This is a genomic window from Paraburkholderia bannensis, from assembly GCF_014200455.1.
GTDB classification, from domain to species: Bacteria; Pseudomonadota; Gammaproteobacteria; order Burkholderiales; family Burkholderiaceae; genus Paraburkholderia; species Paraburkholderia bannensis_A.
The window spans coordinates 20948-39047 of the sequence record NZ_JACHBW010000004.1 but is presented as its reverse complement, the minus strand read 5'-3'; the positions used below and the strand labels follow the sequence as shown (position 1 = coordinate 39047).

20 protein-coding genes are annotated in these 18100 nt (G+C 63.4%); 17 read left to right on the top strand and 3 right to left on the bottom strand.

Annotated elements, in window-relative coordinates:
• Window positions 1-103: 103 nt before the first annotated feature.
• The 4 genes from F4827_RS08160 (at window position 104) to F4827_RS08145 (ending at window position 3965) form a co-directional block, all read left to right on the top strand.
• The gene (locus F4827_RS08160; protein ID WP_183723455.1) at window positions 104-970 is read left to right on the top strand and encodes a fumarylacetoacetate hydrolase family protein; all 867 of its coding nucleotides are present in this window, start codon (window positions 104-106) and stop codon (window positions 968-970) included.
• A 12-nt stretch (window positions 971-982) separates the two neighbouring features.
• Window positions 983-1735 (top strand): SDR family NAD(P)-dependent oxidoreductase, encoded by a 753-nt coding sequence (locus F4827_RS08155; RefSeq protein ID WP_183723454.1) that lies wholly within the window; start codon window positions 983-985, stop codon window positions 1733-1735.
• 243 nt (window positions 1736-1978) lie between these two features.
• Window positions 1979-3157 carry an L-rhamnonate dehydratase gene (rhmD, locus tag F4827_RS08150; protein WP_183723453.1) on the top strand — a complete coding sequence of 393 codons (1179 nt, stop codon included), beginning with the start codon at window positions 1979-1981 and terminating at the stop codon, window positions 3155-3157.
• 25 nt (window positions 3158-3182) lie between these two features.
• On the top strand, window positions 3183-3965 hold the full coding sequence (locus tag F4827_RS08145; protein WP_183723452.1) for an SDR family NAD(P)-dependent oxidoreductase: 783 nt from the start codon (window positions 3183-3185) through the stop codon (window positions 3963-3965).
• A 12-nt stretch (window positions 3966-3977) separates the two neighbouring features.
• On the opposite strand, the gene F4827_RS08140 is transcribed toward F4827_RS08145, so the two are convergent.
• A complete protein-coding gene (locus F4827_RS08140) occupies window positions 3978-4961 on the bottom strand; it encodes a LysR family transcriptional regulator (RefSeq protein WP_183723451.1) in 984 nt (327 codons plus the stop codon).
• Between the two features lie 195 nt (window positions 4962-5156).
• Between F4827_RS08140 and rhaM the strand changes: the two genes are divergently transcribed.
• The 7 genes from rhaM (at window position 5157) to F4827_RS08105 (ending at window position 13022) form a co-directional block, all read left to right on the top strand.
• Complete coding sequence (rhaM, locus tag F4827_RS08135; RefSeq protein WP_183723450.1) at window positions 5157-5471, top strand: L-rhamnose mutarotase; 315 nt, start codon at window positions 5157-5159, stop codon at window positions 5469-5471.
• A gap of 30 nt (window positions 5472-5501) precedes the next feature.
• Window positions 5502-6389, top strand: coding sequence for an amidohydrolase (locus F4827_RS08130; protein ID WP_183723449.1), 888 nt, complete (start codon window positions 5502-5504; stop codon window positions 6387-6389).
• A 66-nt stretch (window positions 6390-6455) separates the two neighbouring features.
• The gene (locus tag F4827_RS08125; RefSeq protein ID WP_221303641.1) at window positions 6456-7985 is read left to right on the top strand and encodes a sugar ABC transporter ATP-binding protein; all 1530 of its coding nucleotides are present in this window, start codon (window positions 6456-6458) and stop codon (window positions 7983-7985) included.
• Window positions 7982-9034 carry an ABC transporter permease gene (locus tag F4827_RS08120; protein WP_183723448.1) on the top strand — a complete coding sequence of 351 codons (1053 nt, stop codon included), beginning with the start codon at window positions 7982-7984 and terminating at the stop codon, window positions 9032-9034. Before F4827_RS08125 ends, F4827_RS08120 begins: the two co-directional genes overlap by 4 nt.
• A complete protein-coding gene (locus F4827_RS08115) occupies window positions 9027-10037 on the top strand; it encodes an ABC transporter permease (protein ID WP_183723447.1) in 1011 nt (336 codons plus the stop codon). Before F4827_RS08120 ends, F4827_RS08115 begins: the two co-directional genes overlap by 8 nt.
• A 104-nt stretch (window positions 10038-10141) precedes the next feature.
• A complete protein-coding gene (gene rhaS / locus F4827_RS08110; protein WP_183723446.1) occupies window positions 10142-11149 on the top strand; it encodes a rhamnose ABC transporter substrate-binding protein in 1008 nt (335 codons plus the stop codon).
• Window positions 11150-11489: 340 nt separating this feature from the next.
• On the top strand, window positions 11490-13022 hold the full coding sequence (locus F4827_RS08105; RefSeq protein ID WP_183723445.1) for a methyl-accepting chemotaxis protein: 1533 nt from the start codon (window positions 11490-11492) through the stop codon (window positions 13020-13022).
• A 130-nt stretch (window positions 13023-13152) separates the two neighbouring features.
• Here F4827_RS08105 and F4827_RS08100 read toward each other — a convergent pair whose 3' ends face one another.
• Window positions 13153-13593, bottom strand: a complete 441-nt coding sequence (locus F4827_RS08100) for a hypothetical protein (protein ID WP_183723444.1) — start codon at window positions 13591-13593, stop codon at window positions 13153-13155.
• Window positions 13594-13911: 318 nt separating this feature from the next.
• Between F4827_RS08100 and F4827_RS08095 the strand changes: the two genes are divergently transcribed.
• The 6 genes from F4827_RS08095 (at window position 13912) to F4827_RS08070 (ending at window position 17174) form a co-directional block, all read left to right on the top strand.
• The gene (locus F4827_RS08095) at window positions 13912-14238 is read left to right on the top strand and encodes a hypothetical protein (RefSeq protein ID WP_167066861.1); all 327 of its coding nucleotides are present in this window, start codon (window positions 13912-13914) and stop codon (window positions 14236-14238) included.
• 154 nt (window positions 14239-14392) lie between these two features.
• Window positions 14393-15271, top strand: coding sequence for an alpha/beta hydrolase family protein (locus F4827_RS08090; protein ID WP_183723443.1), 879 nt, complete (start codon window positions 14393-14395; stop codon window positions 15269-15271).
• Between the two features lie 235 nt (window positions 15272-15506).
• The gene (locus tag F4827_RS08085) at window positions 15507-15839 is read left to right on the top strand and encodes a hypothetical protein (protein WP_183723442.1); all 333 of its coding nucleotides are present in this window, start codon (window positions 15507-15509) and stop codon (window positions 15837-15839) included.
• A 153-nt stretch (window positions 15840-15992) separates the two neighbouring features.
• Window positions 15993-16301, top strand: coding sequence for a DUF1488 domain-containing protein (locus tag F4827_RS08080; RefSeq protein WP_260175047.1), 309 nt, complete (start codon window positions 15993-15995; stop codon window positions 16299-16301).
• Between the two features lie 19 nt (window positions 16302-16320).
• Window positions 16321-16914 carry a hypothetical protein gene (locus F4827_RS08075; protein WP_183723440.1) on the top strand — a complete coding sequence of 198 codons (594 nt, stop codon included), beginning with the start codon at window positions 16321-16323 and terminating at the stop codon, window positions 16912-16914.
• 95 nt (window positions 16915-17009) lie between these two features.
• A complete protein-coding gene (locus F4827_RS08070) occupies window positions 17010-17174 on the top strand; it encodes a DUF1328 family protein (RefSeq protein WP_027820439.1) in 165 nt (54 codons plus the stop codon).
• 103 nt (window positions 17175-17277) lie between these two features.
• On the opposite strand, the gene F4827_RS08065 is transcribed toward F4827_RS08070, so the two are convergent.
• A complete protein-coding gene (locus F4827_RS08065) occupies window positions 17278-18072 on the bottom strand; it encodes an SDR family NAD(P)-dependent oxidoreductase (RefSeq protein WP_183723439.1) in 795 nt (264 codons plus the stop codon).
• Between the last annotated feature and the right edge of the window lie 28 nt (window positions 18073-18100).

Sequence of the window (18100 nt, the reverse complement as noted above, 5' to 3'; positions counted from 1 at the left end):
GATCCGCTTTTGTTATCGCCCCATGCCGCAATCGGATTGTCCGGCTATCGCGGCCTCCTTATATTGGTGACCAATGCTCAAGTCCAATATCAGGAGACACCGCATGAAGCTGGTTCGCTGGGGCAATAAGGGGAGTGAAAAGCCGGGTGTGGTCGATCGCGAAGGCCGTGTGCGCGATCTGTCGGGCGTGCTGCCCGATGTGGCTGGCGAGGCTTTGGGCGCTGCGTCGCTCGACCGTCTCGGCGCAATCGATCTGGCGCAACTGCCGCTCGCGCCCGCCGACGCGCGGCTTGGCCCCTGTGTTGGCCAAGTGGGCAAGATCGTCTGCGTAGGCCTCAACTACTCGGACCACGCCGCCGAATCCAATATGCCGGTGCCCGCCGAACCTGTGCTGTTCTTCAAGGCCACCAGTTCCCTCAGCGGGCCTCATGACGATGTCGTGATTCCGCCCGGCGCGCAGAAGGTCGACTGGGAAGTGGAACTGGGCGTGGTGATCGGCAAGGAAGCGCGTTATGTCTCGCGCGAGCGCGCGCTCGATCATGTGGCCGGTTATTGCATCGTCAACGATGTTTCGGAGCGCGCCTGGCAGATCGAGCGCGGCGGCCAGTGGGACAAAGGCAAGAGCGCCGATACCTTCGCGCCGCTCGGGCCATGGCTGGTCACGCGCGACGAGATCGCCGATCCGCAGGCGCTGGACATGTGGCTCGAAGTCGACGGCAAGCGCTATCAGCAGGGCAATACGCGCACGATGATTTTCGATGTGGCCACGGTCGTCTCCTACATCAGCCATTTCATGAGCCTGCAACCGGGCGATGTTATCTCGACGGGCACGCCGCCTGGCGTCGGCATGGGGCAAAAGCCGCAACCGGTGTATCTGCGTGCGGGGCAGACCATGCGGCTGGGGGTTGCAGGACTGGGCGAACAACAGCAGCGCGCCGTCGCTTCGACGGTCGATACGACGCATGCGTGAGGAGACGGCGACATGAACCAGCTTGATCTCAAGAATCGGGTGATGGTGGTGACGGGCGGCGCGCGCGGCCTGGGTTATGCAATCGCGCAGCGCGCGCTGCGCTCGGGCGCGGCGGTGGCCTTGTGGGACATCGACGCCGAACGGCTCGAACGCTCGCGCGCCGAACTGTCCGAACTTGGCAGCGTCTCGGCCGTGCAGGTCGAGCTGACTGACGAAGCTTCGGTGGAAGCTGCGGCACAACACACGGTGGACACGCACGGCGCGATTCACGCGCTGGTGAATAGCGCGGGTATCACGGGCGGCAACGGTCTCACATGGGAATTGCCGGTGGAGATCTGGCGTCGCGTGATCGAAGTGAATCTGATCGGCAGCTATCTGACCTGCCGGGCCGTGGTGCCGCGCATGATCGAGCAGGGCTATGGGCGCATCGTCAATATCGCGTCGGTGGCGGGCAAGGAAGGCAATCCCAATGCTTCGCACTACAGCGCATCGAAGGCGGGCTTGATCGGGCTGACGAAGTCGCTCGGCAAGGAACTGGCCACGAAGAACGTGCTCGTTAATGCGGTCACGCCAGCCGCCGCCAAAACCGAGATCTTCGATTCGATGTCGCAGCAGCATATCGATTACATGCTTTCGAAGATTCCGATGAACCGCTTCCTGATGCCGGACGAAGCGGCGGCGATGATCACCTGGCTCTGTTCGGAAGATTGCTCGTTCAGCACGGGCGCGGTGTTCGATCTTTCTGGCGGCCGCGCGACCTACTGATGCGCGGATAAATAAACGAGCGGCCGGCACGCCGACCGCTCTGCAAAGGGATCGACAGGAGACATCGATGCCGGACGAAGCGTCATCATCGTATGGGTCACAACCGCAGGGCTTGCAGCGCGCGGGCAGTCGCCCCGCTGCGTTCGAGCAGCCTGCCAGCGGCGCACGTTGAATGCGCATTGCACGCCTTACCTCATACATCGACCGGACGTCGGGCACCCTCACTCTCAGGAGCTAGCATTCATGGCCATGCCTACTATCAAACACGTACGCGCTTTCACGGTGCGCGGAGGCGGCGCGGACTATCACGATCAGGCCGACGGGCATTGGATCGACGATCATATTTCCACGCCGATGGCGCGCTATCCCGAGTATCGCCAGAGCCGCCGCTCGTTCGGCATCGACGTGCTGGGCACGCTGGTGGTCGAGGTGGAAGCGAGTGACGGCACCGTGGGCTTCGCGGTCACCACGGGCGGCGAGATCGGTGCGTTTATCGTCGAAAAGCATCTCGCGCGCTTCCTTGAAGGCCAGCGCGTGACCGATCTGGAAAAGATCTGGGATCAGATGTACTACTCGACGCTTTACTACGGCCGCAAAGGCGTGGTGCTCAATACGATTTCGGGCGTCGATCTCGCCCTTTGGGATCTGTTGGGCAAGCTGCGCGAAGAACCGGTTTATCAACTGCTGGGCGGCCCGGTGCGCGAAGAACTGGTGTTTTACGCCACCGGCGCGCGGCCCGATCTGGCGAAAGAGATGGGGTTTATCGGCGGGAAACTGCCCTTGCTGCACGGTCCTGCCGAAGGTGAGGAGGGCCTCAGAAAGAATATCGAAAAGCTCGCCACGATGCGCGAGCGCGTGGGCGACGACTTCTGGCTGATGTACGACTGCTGGATGAGCCTGGACGTGCGTTACGCCACGCGTCTGGCCGAAGCCGCCAACGAATACGGCCTCAAATGGATCGAGGAGTGCCTGCCGCCCGACGATTACTGGGGCTACGCCGAACTGCGTCGCAACGTGCCGCGCGGCATGATGGTCTCGACCGGCGAACACGAAGCCACGCGCTGGGGGTTTCGCATGCTGCTGGAAATGGGTTGCTGCGATCTGATCCAGCCCGATGTGAACTGGTGCGGCGGCATGACCGAACTCATCAAGATTTCGGCGCTCGCGGATGCGCACAACACGCTGGTCGTGCCGCATGGCTCATCCGTGTACAGCTATCACTTTGTGGTGACGCGCCACAACTCGCCGTTCGCCGAATTTCTCATGATGGCGCCCAAGGCCGATGAAGTTGTGCCGATGTTCACGCCCTTGCTGCTGGACGAACCGGTGCCCGTGAAAGGCCGCATGAAAGTGCCGGACACGCCGGGCTTTGGCGTGCGCCTGAATCCGGACTGCAAGCTTGCGCGTCCCTACCAACACTAAGCAACATTCAGCAGGAGAACGCATCGTGCTGCTCAAGGACAAGGTGGTGATCGTCACTGGAGGGTCGCGCGGCATCGGGCGCGCCATTGCGATTGCGAGCGCGCGCGAAGGCGCGGATGTCGCGATCAACTACTGGGGCGATAACGACGCCTCGTATGGCCGTCGCCCGGCTATTGGCGAAGTGCTCGACGAGATCGAGCGGCTCGGGCGTCGCGCGATCGCGGTGGAAGGCAATGTGGCCGCGCCGCAAACCGGTGTCGATCTGGTGCGCCAGACCGTCGAGCACTTCGGGCGCGTCGACGTGCTGGCGAGCAACGCGGGCATCTGTCCGTTCCATTCGTTCCTGGACATGCCGCCGGCCGTGCTCGAACGCACCATCGGCGTGAATCTGAACGGCGCGTTTTACGTTACCCAGGCCGTCGCGCGGCAGATGAAAGAGCAGGGCACGGGCGGCGCGATTGTTGCCACCAGTTCGATCAGCGCGCTCGTCGGCGGCGGCATGCAGACGCACTACACGCCCACCAAGGCGGGCGTGCATTCGCTGATGCAGTCATGCGCGATTGCGCTCGGGCCTTACGGCATTCGCTGCAATTCGGTGATGCCGGGCACCATCGCCACCGACCTGAACGCCGAAGATCTCGCCGACGAAGAAAAGCGCGCGTACTTCGAAAAGCGCATTCCGCTGGGACGTCTGGGCGTGCCCGAAGACGTGGCGCAATGCGTGGTGTTTCTTGCCTCGGATCGCGCGCGTTATGTGACGGGCGCGGCGCTGCTGGTGGACGGCGGCCTGTTCGTCAACCTGCAGTGAATCGATCAGGACTCAGGAATGAGTGGCCACGCGCATGTCGCGAACGACTTCGTCGGGCTTGAAGGGCTGCGAAAAGCGGCGCAACAGGCCGACGAAATGCTCGGCGGGTTCCGCGAGCGTTTCGCCCTTGCGCGTGAGCACCCCGAAGCCCGGCAGGCTCTTGCCGATTTCGAGCGGCAGCACGTTGAGCAGCTTGCCGCGCACATGATCGCGCACCACCGATTCGGGCAGCATCGCCACGGCGTCGAAGCTTTCAAGCAGTTGCAGCGTGGCGAAGATAGAAGCCGATTCCGTGAGGTTCATCGGCGTGGCAAGACCCGCGCGCGCGAGTTCGCCTTCGAAGAGTTCGCGCGCGGGACTGGTGATGGGCTGCGCGACCCACGGCCAGTCCATCAGTTCGGCGAGCGTGACGTGTTCGCGGCGGGCCAGCGGATGACGCGCGCGCACCACCAGCACCAGCGTTTCGCGCGCCAGTGGTTCGAAGCTGAAATCGTTGTGTTGCAGCGGCGTGGTGAGACGCCCGAGTGCGAGATCGACGTCGCGTCGATGCAGCAGTTGCACGACCTGATCGCTGGTTTCGCCAAGGATGCGCACATGCAACAGCGGCCGTTCGGTCTTGAGCGTGGCGACGGCCTGCGCGAGCAGGTCGGGCGCGGCGCCCATGATCGCGCCCACAGTGAGCTGGCCGTGGCCGCCACGGCGTTTCACGTCGAGATCGTCGGCGAAACGCGTGAGGTCGGACAGCGCGCGGCGCGCGTAGGCCAGCGTGACGACGCCCAGCGCCGTGGGCTGCATGCCGCGCGCGTTGCGCTCGAACAGACGAAAGCCAAAGGCTTCTTCGATGTCGCTGAGCATGCGGCTGGCGCTGGGCTGCGCGACGTTGATGGCATCGGCGGCCTGATGGACGTTGCGGGCGTCGTCGAGCGCGACGAGCAGGGCGAGGTGCTTGAACTTGAGACGATTGACGAGCGAAACGACGGCGGTCTGATGGTTCATGAGTCCTGCGATCCGGTTTGTGTATCGCCCGATCCCAACTACGGATTGGTTGGCTATCGATGCCGGAATTATAGTCGTTCGAATCGCTGCAAAACCATGTGAAGACACGCGTGGAGCTTAGGGCAAACGCTTATAAAAACGCCCCCGCTTCTGCGTCAGAAAAACGCAGCAACCAGGCTGGACGGAGACACGATCATGGAAACAGTTGCGTTTCGCATGCAGCTCGATCCCGGCAAACGGGACGAATACGAGCGGCGTCACCGTGAAATATGGCCCGAACTGGCCAGCGCGCTGCGCGACGCGGGCGTCGTTGATTACTGGATCTTCCTCGACGAAAGCACGCATGCGCTCTTTGCGGTGCTCAAGCGGCGCGACACTCACACCATGGACCGCCTGCCTGAAACCGCGATCATGCGCAAATGGTGGGACTACATGGCCGACATCATGGCGACCGGCGAGGGCAATGTGCCGGTGACGCAGCCGCTGGTGCAGGTGTTCCATCTTCCCTGATCTGTCCTGATCCGCTACGAGGAGCACGCCATGCAGGTGGTTGATCCGCACGTTCACTTCTGGGATCTCGACACGCATCACTATCCCTGGCTCGCGAACCCGAGAACGTCGTTCGTGGGCGATGCACGCGATCTCAAGCATAACTATCTACCCGACGATCTGCTGCGCGAAGCGGCTGATATCGAAGTGCTCAAGGTTGTACACGTGGAAGCGAATCACGATCCGGCCGACCCGGTGGAAGAGACGCGCTGGCTCGAATCGATTGCCGATGCAGGCAAGGGATTGCCCAATGCGATCGTTGCCGCCACCGATTTAAGCGCACCCAATGCGCCGGAGGTGCTTGCCGCGCACGCAGCGTTTGGGCGCACGCGCGGCATCCGCCAGATTCTCAACGTGCATGCGAAGCCGCTTTACGACTACGTGGGCCGCCACTATATGCGCGAGCCGGCGTGGCGCAAGCACTTCACGTTGCTCGAACAGCATGGCCTGTCCTTCGATCTGCAGCTTTATCCGGCGCAGATGGAAGAAGCCGCCGCGCTGGCGCGCACCCATCCCGGCGTGCCGCTCGTCGTCAATCATGCGGGGATGTTCGTGGACCGCAACGGCGTGCCGGGCTGGCGCGCGTGGCGTGACGGTCTGCGCGTGCTTGCCGCGTGTCCGAACGTGTCGGTGAAGATCAGCGGTCTCGCGATGTTCGATCACGAATGGACCGTGGAAAGTCTGCGTCCCTACGTGCTCGAAACCATCGACGCCTTTGGCGCGTCGCGCGCGATGTTCGCATCGAATTTTCCCGTGGACCGCCAGTTCGGCTCCTACGCCGATTTGTGGCATGCGTATGCGTCAATCGTAAGCGACGCCAGCGAAAGCGAGCGCACTGCGCTCTTTCGCGGCAACGCCGAACGTATTTACCGTATCTAGCGATCCCGCGTCTGCGAGTCGCTTGCGGGCGCAACGAATCAGGAGACATGCGTGGAAGCGAAACCGTTGCAACCCCCGGCCGGGACCGTGCCGCGCCTCGAACTGAGACGCGCCAGCAAGTCGTTCGGGCGCGTGCGCGCGCTGGTGGACGGGTCGCTCGTGCTCAGGCCCGGCGAAGTGCATGCGCTGCTGGGCGAAAACGGCGCGGGCAAATCGACGCTCGTGAAGATCCTCGCGGGCGTGCATCGTCCCGACGGCGGCGAGTTGTTGATCGACGGCAAGGAAAAACAGTTCGCCACGCCCGCGCAGGCGCGCGATGCGGGCATCGCCGTGATCTATCAGGAGCCCACGCTGTTCTTCGATCTTTCGATCGCCGAGAACATCTTCATGGGCCGTCAACCGCTCGACAGAATGGGCCGTATCGATTACGACGCGATGCATCGCGACGTGGCGGCGCTGCTTGCCTCGCTGGGCGTCGATCTTCGCGCGCAGCGTCTGGTGCGCGGCCTGTCGATTGCCGATCAGCAGGTGATCGAAATTGCCAAGGCGCTGTCGCTCAACGCCAACGTACTCGTCATGGACGAGCCCACCGCGGCGCTTTCGCTGCCCGAAGTCGAGCGGCTCTTCGCGATTGCGCGCAAGCTGCGCGATCGCGGCGTGGCGATCCTCTTCATCACGCACCGGCTCGAAGAAGTGTTCGCGCTCACGCAGCACGTGACCATCATGCGCGACGGTGCGAAGGTGTTCGACGCGCCCACGGCTACGCTCACGACGCAGGACATTGTCGCGCGCATGGTGGGACGCGACCTCGCCACCTTCTATCCGAAAGCCGATGTGACACCCGGCGAGGTGATGTTGCGCGTGCGCGGCCTCACGCGGCGCGGCGTGTTCAAGGACATCGCCTTCGACGTGCGCGCGGGCGAGATCGTCGCGCTCGCGGGTCTGGTGGGCGCGGGCCGCAGCGAAGTGGCGCGCGCGATCTTCGGCATCGATCAGTGCGACGCGGGCCAGGTGCAGGTGGCGGGCAAGGCGCTCGCGATGGGCCGCCCCGCGCGTGCCGTGAAAGCCGGGCTGGCGCTCGTGCCCGAGGATCGTCGGCAACAGGGGCTCGCGCTCGAACTGAGCATCGCGCGCAATGCGTCGCTCACGGTGCTGGGCCGACTCGTGCGTTTCGGCATGATTTCAGCGGCCAGCGAGGTGCGGCTTGCCGGGCAGTGGGGCACGCGGCTGCGTCTGAAAGCGGGCGATCTGAACGCGGCGGTAGGCACGCTTTCGGGCGGCAACCAGCAGAAGGTGGTGCTGGGCAAGTGGCTGGCGACGGGGCCGAAGGTGCTCATCATCGACGAACCCACGCGCGGTATCGACGTGGGCGCGAAAGCGGAGGTTTACGGCGCGCTCGCCGAACTCGTGAGCGAGGGCATGGCCGTGCTGATGATTTCGAGCGAGCTGCCCGAGGTGCTGGGCATGGCCGACCGCGTGCTGGTGATGCACGAAGGCCGCATCACCGCCGATATCGCGCGCGCCGACGCCGACGAGGAACGGATCATGAGCGCCGCGCTCGGTCAGGCCAACATTCATCTGGGGCATGCAGCATGATGGGTCAATCCACTTCACCTCATTCGCTGCACGGCGGCGAGCCGCGCGCGCCAAGTCGCGGGGCGGCATTTGCGCAGACGCTGGCAAAGAGCCGCGAAACCACACTATTTGTGGTGCTGCTGCTGATCATCGGCGGTACGGCGCTGGCAAAGCCGCAATTTCTCAATCTGCAGAATCTGCGCGACGTGCTGCTCAATGTGTCGATCGTGAGTCTGCTCACGGCGGGCATGACGATCGTGATCCTGATGCGTCATATCGATCTGTCGATTGGCTCGACCGTGGGGATCAGCGCGTATGCTGTCGGCAGTCTGTATGTGGCGTTTCCGCATATGCCGGTGGTCGTGGCGCTGATTGCCGGCCTCGCGATCGGCATGGTGGCGGGATCGATCAACGCGCTGCTGGTGGCGGTGGGGCGCGTGCCGTCTCTGGTTGCCACGCTCTCGACACTCTATATATTTCGTGGTGCAGATTATGCGTGGGTGCATGGCGGGCAGATCAACGCCACGAGTTTGCCCGATGCGTTTTCGGGTCTCGCGACCGGCGCGCTGCTGGGCGTGCCCGTGCTTGCACTGATCGCCATCGTGCTGCTCGCCGCGCTCTCCGTCTACCTCAAGCAGTTCAGACCTGGCCGCGAGTACTACGCAATCGGCTCGAACCCGGAAGCCGCGCGGCTGGCCGGTATCAACGTCGAGCGCCGCGTGGCAGTGGGTTTCGTCATCAGCGGCGCGATTGCGGGCCTTGCGGGCGCCTTGTGGCTCGCGCGCTTCGGCACCGTCGATGCAAGCACCGCCAAGGGTATCGAGCTTCAGGTGGTGGCGGCCGCCGTGGTGGGCAGCGTGGCTATCACGGGCGGCGTGGGCACGATACTCGGCGCGACGCTGGGCGCGCTGGTGCTTGGCGTCATCAGCATCGCGCTGGTGGTGCTGCACGTGTCACCGTTCTGGGAGCAGGCCATTCAAGGCGCGCTGATCGTCGCGGCCATTACCGCCGACACGCTGCTGGCCCGCTCCGTCGCCAAACGCATGATGAGGAAACGCGATCATGGCTAAACCCGATTCCGCTTTGCTGACACGACGCGCCGGTTTGCCGCTTGGGTGGGAGTCGCTGCTGGCGGTGATACTCGTACTCTCGCTGGTGGTGGGGCGCGTGCTGTCCGACGTCTTTCTCACGGGCGCGAACCTGAGCAACATCCTTGCCGATCTCACCGAAGTCGCGCTGATGGCCTTGCCGATGACGCTTATCATCGTCGCCGCCGAGATCGATCTATCCGTCGCTTCCGTGCTGGGCGCATCGAGCGCGCTGCTGGGCGTGCTCTGGCACATGGGCGTGCCGATGCCGCTGGCGATGGTGCTGGTGGTGATCGCAGGCGGTCTCGCGGGGCTCTTCAACGGCCTCGTGATCGTCAAGCTCAATCTGCCGTCGCTGGCCGTCACCATTGGCACGCTTGCGCTATTTCGCGGCGTCGCTTATGTGCTGCTGGGCGACCAGGCCATCGCCGATTTTCCGCCGGCTTACACGCTGTTCGGCATGAGCAATCTGGGTAGCACCTTTATTCCGCTGCCGTTTCTGATCGTGGCCGCATGCGCCGTGGTTTTTACGCTGCTTTTGCAGGCCACGGCGTTTGGCCGCAGCCTCTATGCGATCGGCGCGAACAGCACGGCGGCGTCGTTCTCGGGCATCGATGTCGCGCGCGTCAAGCTGCGTTTGTTCGTGCTCTCGGGCGTGATGAGCGCGCTCGCCGGCATCGTTTATACGCTGCGCTTCACCAGCGCACGTGGCGATAACGGCGAGGGCTTCGAGCTATCGGTGATCGCGGCGGTGCTGTTTGGCGGCGTGAGCATTTTCGGCGGACGTGGCTCGATGTATGGCGTGCTGCTCTCGTTGCTGATCGTGGGCGTGCTCAAGAATGCGCTCACGCTCGCGGACGTGTCGAGCGAAACGCTCACCATCGTCACGGGCGCGTTGCTGCTCGCTTCGGTTCTGATCCCCAATCTCGCGGCGCGCTGGCGCATGCTGCGCGACCGGCGTGCGCTGGCGCGCGCGGCGGGCTGAAGCGTAGGCGTACAAGAAAACGCTGTAAAACAAGCAGTAAAAATGGCAGTAAGCCGTTAATCTGCCCGGCGCACACGCCGGGCCCTCATCGAGGAGACACGTTCATGATGAAGCCAGTCCGTCACGCCTGCACGGCGCTGCTATGCGCCATGCTGCTGGGCGCGGGCCTGTCCGCGCACGCCGCCGGCATCAAGGAGGGCCTGAAAATCGCCTTCGTACCGAAGCAGATCAACAACCCCTACGAAGTGATCGCCGATAACGGCGGCATGGACGCCATCAAGGAATTCAAGGGCGACGGCAAGGTGGTCGGGCCGTCGGACGCCGGTGCGTCTTCGCAGGTCTCGTACATCAACACGCTCACCACGCAGCGCCAGGACGCCATCGTGATCGCGGCCAACGACGCGAATGCGCTCGTGCCGTATCTGAAGCGCGCGATGGCGCAGGGCATCAAGGTCGTCACCTTCGACTCGGACACGGCGCCGGAAGGCCGCCAGATCTTCGTGAATCAGGCCAACGCCGAAAGCATCGGCCGCGGCCAGATTCAACTGGTGGCGAAGCTGATGAATAACGAAGGTGAGTTCGCGATTCTTTCGGCCACGCCCAACGCGACCAATCAGAACACCTGGATCAAGTGGATGCAGGAGGAACTGAAGAAGCCCGAGTATTCGAAGATGAAGCTCGTGAAGATCGCCTATGGCAATGACGACGACCAGAAGTCCTTCGTCGAAACGCAAGGTCTGTTGCAGGCGTATCCGAACCTGAAAGCCATCGTTGCGCCGACATCGGTGGGCATCGCGGCGGCCGCGCGCTATATCTCGTCGTCGTCGAGCAAGGGCAAGGTGGCGGTCACCGGACTCGGCACGCCGAACCAGATGCGCGCCTTCGTGAAGAACGGCACGGTCAAGGCGTTCCAGTTATGGGATCCGGGTGCATTGGGCTATCTGGCCGCCTACGCAGCCGCGAATCTTGCTTCGGGCACCATCAGCGGCAAGGAAGGCGATACCTTTGACGCCGGCAAGCTCGGCAAACGCACCGTCGGCAAGAGCGGCGAAGTCATTCTTGGACCGCCCACCACCTTCGACGCGTCGAATATCGACAACTTCAACTTCTAGTCCGTTTGAAGCAGGACGAAAACGTTTTCATTCGGTATGCAGAATAAAAGGCCCGGTGGATCCGGGCCTTTTTCATTGCGCGCTCCAGCACGCTAACTTACACAATCTTTCATCTGCTTATTCGTTCGCTATTTCGTCTGATTAAATCGGTTTCTTCAAGAGTCATTTCTTGCCCTTCAGTTTCACGCGCATATGCCGATAGCATGGCGGGGTAGTGGCCTCAAGAGGGCTGCCGAATCGCTTCAGATCGCTCCCGCCGCCGTATTACCGCGCTTTTTCCGCGTATAACCCCAACGCTTCAAGCGCCGCCGTAGCGCAAGCCAACCGCAAGGAAATCACGATGAAGTTGACCATGAAGATTCCGCTCGCCTTCGCGGCGGCGCTCCTGTTGATGTTCGCAGGCGCGTTCTACGGAATCTATTCGCTGAACCAGTCGCTGAACGTCTATGGCACGACGGTTCAGAACAGCGTGGCCAACGAGCGCGCGGTGATGGCGACCTTGCTCGCCTTCAAGGTCCAGGTGCAGGAGTGGAAGGACACGCTGCTGCGCGGCAAGGACCCGGCCATGCTCGACAAGCACTGGGCCGCATTCGAGACGCGCGAGCGCGAAGTGGACACGCTCGCCCAGCAACTCAAATCGAGCCTGCCCGAAGGCGAAAGCCGCGATCTGATCGATCGCTTCGCCAGCGCGCACGCGACGATGGGCCAGGGTTATCGCACCGGTCTCGCGGCCTTCAAGGCGGCGGGCTTCGATCCGTCGGCGGGCGATCATGCGGTGGCGGGCATCGACCGCGCACCGGCGGCCTTGCTCGACGAAGCAGCGCACAAGATTGCCGCGCAAAGCGCCGAAGCGTCGGCCGAAGCCGCCGGGCAGGCGCATCGCGCGACGCTGCTGAGCGCCCTGTTGATGGTGGCTGCGCTGGCCGTCTCCATGACGGGAGCGTGGGTGTTCAGCCGCACCGTGACGAAGCCGCTGGCGCGCGCGCTCGAATGCACGCGGGCGGTGGCGCAGGGCGATCTTGCTTTCGAGGTGCGTGCGCAAGACGGCGCACGCGACGAAACGGCGATGCTGCTGGACGCGCTCAAAAGCATGCAGTCGAGTCTTTCGGGCGTCGTGAGCCAGGTGCGCAGTCATGCGCAGGCCGTGGCATCGGCGAGCGACGAAATCGCGGCGGGCAATCTTGGCTTGTCGGCGCGCACGGAAGATCAGGCGGCTTCGCTCGAAGAAACCGCGGCCAGCATGGAAGAACTCACCGCCACGGTGCGCCAGAACGCGCAGAACGCCAAACAGGCCGCGCAACTGGCCGGCGACGCGGCGGGCACGGCCGCGCGCGGCAAGGACCTGATGATCGAAGTCGTCGAAACGATGCGCGGGATTGCGTCCAGCTCGGGCGAGATCGTCGACATCATCGCCGTGATCGACAGCATCGCGTTCCAGACCAACATTCTTGCGCTGAACGCGGCGGTCGAGGCGGCGCGCGCGGGCGAAGAGGGACGCGGCTTCGCCGTGGTGGCCTCGGAAGTGCGCACGCTCGCGCAGCGCAGCGGGGCGGCGGCGAAGGAAATCAAGGCGCTGATCGAAGCGTCGGCGCAGCGCATCGATGCGGGCTCGGCGCTCGTCAACGATGCGGGCAATGTGATCGGCGAGATGGTGGACGCGGTGCAGCGCGTGACCGTGATCGTCGATGAAATCTCCACCGCGTCGCAGGAACAGAGCACCGGCATCGAGCAGGTGAACGTGGCTGTGACGCAGATGGACGAGGTCACGCAGCATAATGCGGCGCTCGTCGAAGAAGCGTCGGCAGCGGCGCACGCGCTTGCGGAACAGGCCGCCGAACTGCGCGAAGCCGTGGGGGTGTTCAGGCTCGCCTGACGTTCACGCAGCTTTGGAAAAGCAAAACGGCACGGTATGAACCGTGCCGTTTTGCTTTGCGGATCGCTTAAGTGGACTTTACGTGGACTTTAAAGCGCAGCCTTTAAAGTCGGTTTAAAGCTGCTGCCGCTCAATCCCAGTGATGGCGCTTGCCGTGGTGATGTTTGCCGCGATAGCCGCGCGAATAGTCGTCGGCGTAGGAGTTCGAGCGCGAGATGTTGCCGCCGAGCGCCGAACCCGCGCCGCCGCCCAGTGCCGCGCCAACCAGACCGCCGGTGCGGCCGCCCATCGCGTTGCCTGCCGCGGCGCCCGCGCCGCCGCCCAGCGCCCCGCCGACGATTGCGCCCGTGCGCTCGCGGCGGTTCGACGTGACCGCGCCGCCTGCGCCGCCGCCCACCGCACCCCCGATCACCGCACCCGTGCTGCCGCCGACCGCGCCGCCCAGCGCTGCGCCAGCGACGCCGCCGAGCGCGCCGCCCAGCGCATTGTTCATGTCGCCGGCCATGGCAGGCAACGAAACCGCTGCGGCCAGCGCCGCAATCGCAACCATCGGGATGAATTTCTTCGACATGGAGGAGCCCATACATTTTTTAAGATGGAGCGGAGTATAGCGGGCAATCTGAAAGCCCTCTGTAACACCGGCAGAGGCCGGGGGTAAGAGGTGTAACAAAATGATCCCAAACGTTCCGATTTGGGAGAGAGCGCGTTGCGGGGAGTGAGAAAGTCTTGCCGATTTAGCCGGCTGAGCCGCTTGGCTGGCCTTTAACGGTTCCTGAACGCTTCATGATCCCCCATTTCCTACACCTTCCAGGAAAATTCCCACGTGTGCTAACCTGTATATATATACAGTACTCGGCGAGCCGAATGAACCGCAAAGCAGGACGCAATCATGGGACGGAATCATCGTCATTTCCCGCCGCTCACTGCGGCGGAGCTAGCCGATATCTACGACCGGCACCCATTGCCCGTCGTTTTACGGCTGCTTTGGGAGATTCACCGGCTGCGTTCCACCGTCCGGCGGGCGAACCAGATTCGCCTGATGATCGGCACCCGGGTGGGATCGGCCAATACGCCGGCGGGCATCTGGGAGCGGTTCGAGCAGGATCTGGACGCCGAGCCCTGTCTGACCGATCCGCTGACGCCGCGCCAGAAGGGGCTGCTGCACGAGGGCGAGCCGGAAGGGCGATTGCGGCGGCGCAGACGTAATGGAGACTAATCAGTCGGGAAAAGAAGCGGAGACCACCAGGTAGTCTGAAGGCAAATGTGAAGGAAGCCGTAGGGTTCGTAGAAATTTGGCTGTAAGTGCCCCTTGTTAGAGTCATTGCAGGCGTCGTGCCTTCCGTGGCAGTTAAAACAAGAGCGATCAACTCATGCTGACAGCCCGCGCGTTCCGGCCCTTCAAACTACTTGTGTTGTTCCTGACGCCGCTTTTCGCGCTGCTCCTTGCCGCGCCCGCTGGAGCTTTCCAGACGCGTATCGTCTCGATTCCGAGTGAGGCCATGCATCGCGCCTTCGATGCAACCGTCGTGTTGCCGGACGATTACGCGCGCAGCAGCAGCGCGGCGCGCTTTCCGGTCATTTATGTGCTGCACGGTTCGGGCGGCAATTACGCCGACTGGACTTCGAATACGCAGATCGGCAAGCTGGCGGACCGCTATCACGTCATGCTCGTGATGCCCGACGGCGGCCACGAGAGCTGGTATATCGACAGTCCCTTCGACACCGCGAGCCGCTACGAGACCTATGTGGGTACGGAAGTCGTCTCGTACATCGACGCGCATTTCCGCACGCTCGCCACGCGCCAGACGCGCGCGATTACGGGTTTGAGCATGGGCGGCTTCGGCGCGCTGCGTATCGCGCTCGATCATCCCGAGGCTTTTGGCGCCGCGGGCAGCATCAGCGGCGCGGTCGATCCGCGTAATTGCGAGGACGAACCCGGCATCGACCGCATCTTCGGCAATCCCGCACGTCATGCCGATTTCTGGACGCGCAACGCCATCGTCGAAGGCGCGGACAGTTTCGAGCGCGCGCGTATCGCGCTGACGATCGATTGCGGAGTGAACGATTCATTCGTGCAGTCCAACCGCACCTTGCACGAAAAGCTCATTGCGCTAGGCGTGCCGCACGATTATGCGGAGCGGCCCGGCGGCCATACGTGGTCGTACTGGTCGAACGCTATCCGCTATCAGGTGCTGTTTTTTGCTACCTCGTTCCAGCGCAATGGCTGGCATCCTACGCATCAGGCCTGACGCGCTCTTGCGCGGTGACGATTCGCATGACTGATTAATATCGCTGGTTTCCGATTGTCCTGATTGCTGTTCCCAGGCCCGCGCAATGCGGGCCGTATTTCTTCTTCGCTCCCTTCTCCTTACTGCTGCGCACTGCCCCTGTGGCACGTCGATTGCGCTTTCAATAGCGTTCGCGCGGCGTGCCATGAGGCGCTGCCGCACGTCGACAAACGGATCGTTTTCAAGGAGCGCAATCATGAATCCGACGATGAAAGCAGTGACGTTCACTCTCGCAATGGCGCTGTCCGGCGCGGCGTTCGCGGCGGGTGGTTCCGCCGGCAGCGGCGGCAGCATGGGCGGCAGCAACGGCGTAGGCGCGGGCGGTGGCAACACGCAAGGCGCGGCCGGCGTGGCGCCGGACAGCAATCGCAACAGCAAGAACATGAACGGCGACGGCACCAGCGGCTATGGCTCGCCGGGCACGACCGGCATGGGCGGCGGCCAGGGTGCGGGAACGGGTGCCACGCCCGCTCGCGCACCGTCAACGATGCCGGGTTCGCAGCAGTCGTCGCCTGATTCAAGCCAGTAAGCCATCGCGGCAGAGCGCGGGCATCGCACTTGCTCACCGAGTTAAGCAGGTAGTCAGGCAAGTTTGACGAAGCTTCAAGAGGCGCTGGCGGCTGCATAGTCGCCGCGCGTTTGCAAATGTCGTGGTCAGGTGGCCATGACCAGGGATGCCGATATGAATATCCACTACAGCAACGATGCGCCGCGTTTCGACGGCGCGAATCTGCAGTTGCACTTCGTCGCCGAGGTGGATGGCGAGGCGCTCGATTGCGCCATTACGGCGGAGGCGCTGGAAGATCACTTTGGCGCGCAGTCGGCTCTCGAAGGGCCGTTGCGCGAAGCGTTCGCGCGCGGCCAGTCGCGCATTCATGCAGTCTGCACGCGCGCCATCGAGCAGGGCGGCGGCGCGGTGGTGCTGCACAGCGGCCGTTTCCGCGCGCCGAATGTGCCCGATGTGCCCGATCTACCTGACGCGCTGCATTGAGCATCGAGGAGATCACATCATGTCTCTGATCGTAGCGAGCCGTTTCACGATGTTCAACGACGCCGAAGCGGCGATGGACAAGTTACATAACAACGGATTCGTCGATGAGGACGTGTCGCTGTTCTACGTCAATCCGGGTGGCCAGCATGCGGGTGGCCAGCATGCTCGCTTCCCGGTCGGCGGCGACCGCTTCACCGATCCGCAATCGCGTTGGGCTTCGCTTGGCGCAGGAGCGGGAGCGGCGGCGGGCGCGCTGGTTGGCGTGATCGTCGCCATCGTGCTTTCGCTCCTCTTTTTACGTTCGCTGCTCGTGCTGGCGGTCGCCGCCGGCGTGGGCGCCTACGTGGGCACGCTTGCGGGCGCGCTGTGGCAGACGCGCGGCGGCGGTCGCGGGCGTCGTCCCGATATCGGCCATGACCCCGGCGGCACGCCTGCCGCGCGCGAATCGGGGGTGCTGGTGGCCGTGCACGTCAGTCCCGGGACGCAGCAGCAGGCCGCACAGGTGCTGGGCGCGGCGGGCGGTCAGCAGATCGAACGTGCCAACGGGCGCTGGCAGCACGGTCACTGGTCCGATTTCGACCCGACTCATACCGTCGAGCCGCTGCAACGTTGAATAATTTTCTACTGAGCTGTGTTGTTTTTAACTGCCGCGTGCGTGCGCGCGGCGCCCAACTTTAACCCGGACTGAACCGGAGACTGGAGGACGTCATGCTTCAATACGCAGTCATTTTCTTCATCATCGCAATCATCGCCGCCGTATTCGGTTTCGGCGGCATCGCGGCGGGTGCGGCATCGATTGCCAAGATCCTGTTCTTCATTTTCCTCGTGGTGTTTCTCGTCACTTTGCTGCTGGGCGTCGTGCGGCGAGGCTAACGCGCTAGAATCGCGTAACCAGTCTCACGATAAAAAAAGCGGCCCGCGCTGCGATGCGCGGGCCGTTTTTTCGATCCATCCTGTTAAGGACGCCGTAGCGTATTCAGGCGATCGTATCCACCACGCCGCCGTCCACACGCAGCGCCGCGCCCGTCGTCGCCGAAGCCTCCTTCGAACAGGTGTACACCACCATGTTTGCAACTTCCTCCACACTCGCCGCGCGCTGGATGATCGACGACGAGCGATGCTCGCGCACGAAAGCGGTGGCCACTTCCTCGGCGCTTTTGCCTGTTTTCGCGACCTCGTCCTTGAGCATCGCTTCCACGCCATCGGAAAGCGTCGGGCCCGGCAGCACCGAATTGACCGTCACGCCGGTGCCGGCAAGCCGTTTGGCGAGGCCGCGCGCCACAGCGAGTTGCGCGGTCTTGGTCATGCCGTAGTGAATCATGTCGGCGGGAATATTGAGCCCCGATTCCGACGAGATAAACACAATGCGGCCCCAACCTTGCTTCGCCATCGCATCGGCGTAGGCGCGCGAGAGCCGCACGCCCGACATCACGTTGGTTTCAAAAAAACGCAGCCATTCGCTGTCGGGAATCTCGAAGAAGTCCTGCTGCTTGAACACGCCCAGGTTGTTCACGAGGATATCCACCTTCGGCCAGGCTTTCACCAGCGCGGCGCAGCCCGCTTCATTCGACAGATCGCCGACAAAACCCTGCACCTGCGCCCCGGGCACGGCCGCGCGCACCGCTGCTTCGGCGTCGCGGACATTGGCCTCGTGACGGCTGCTCACGATCACCTTCGCGCCCGTGCCCGCAAGCCCCCTGGCGATAGCCAGACCGATGCCTGCTGCAGAACCGGTAACGAGCGCAAGTTTTCCTGACAAGTCGATTTTCATGCTGGCTCCAGTCTTGTGAAGAACGGGC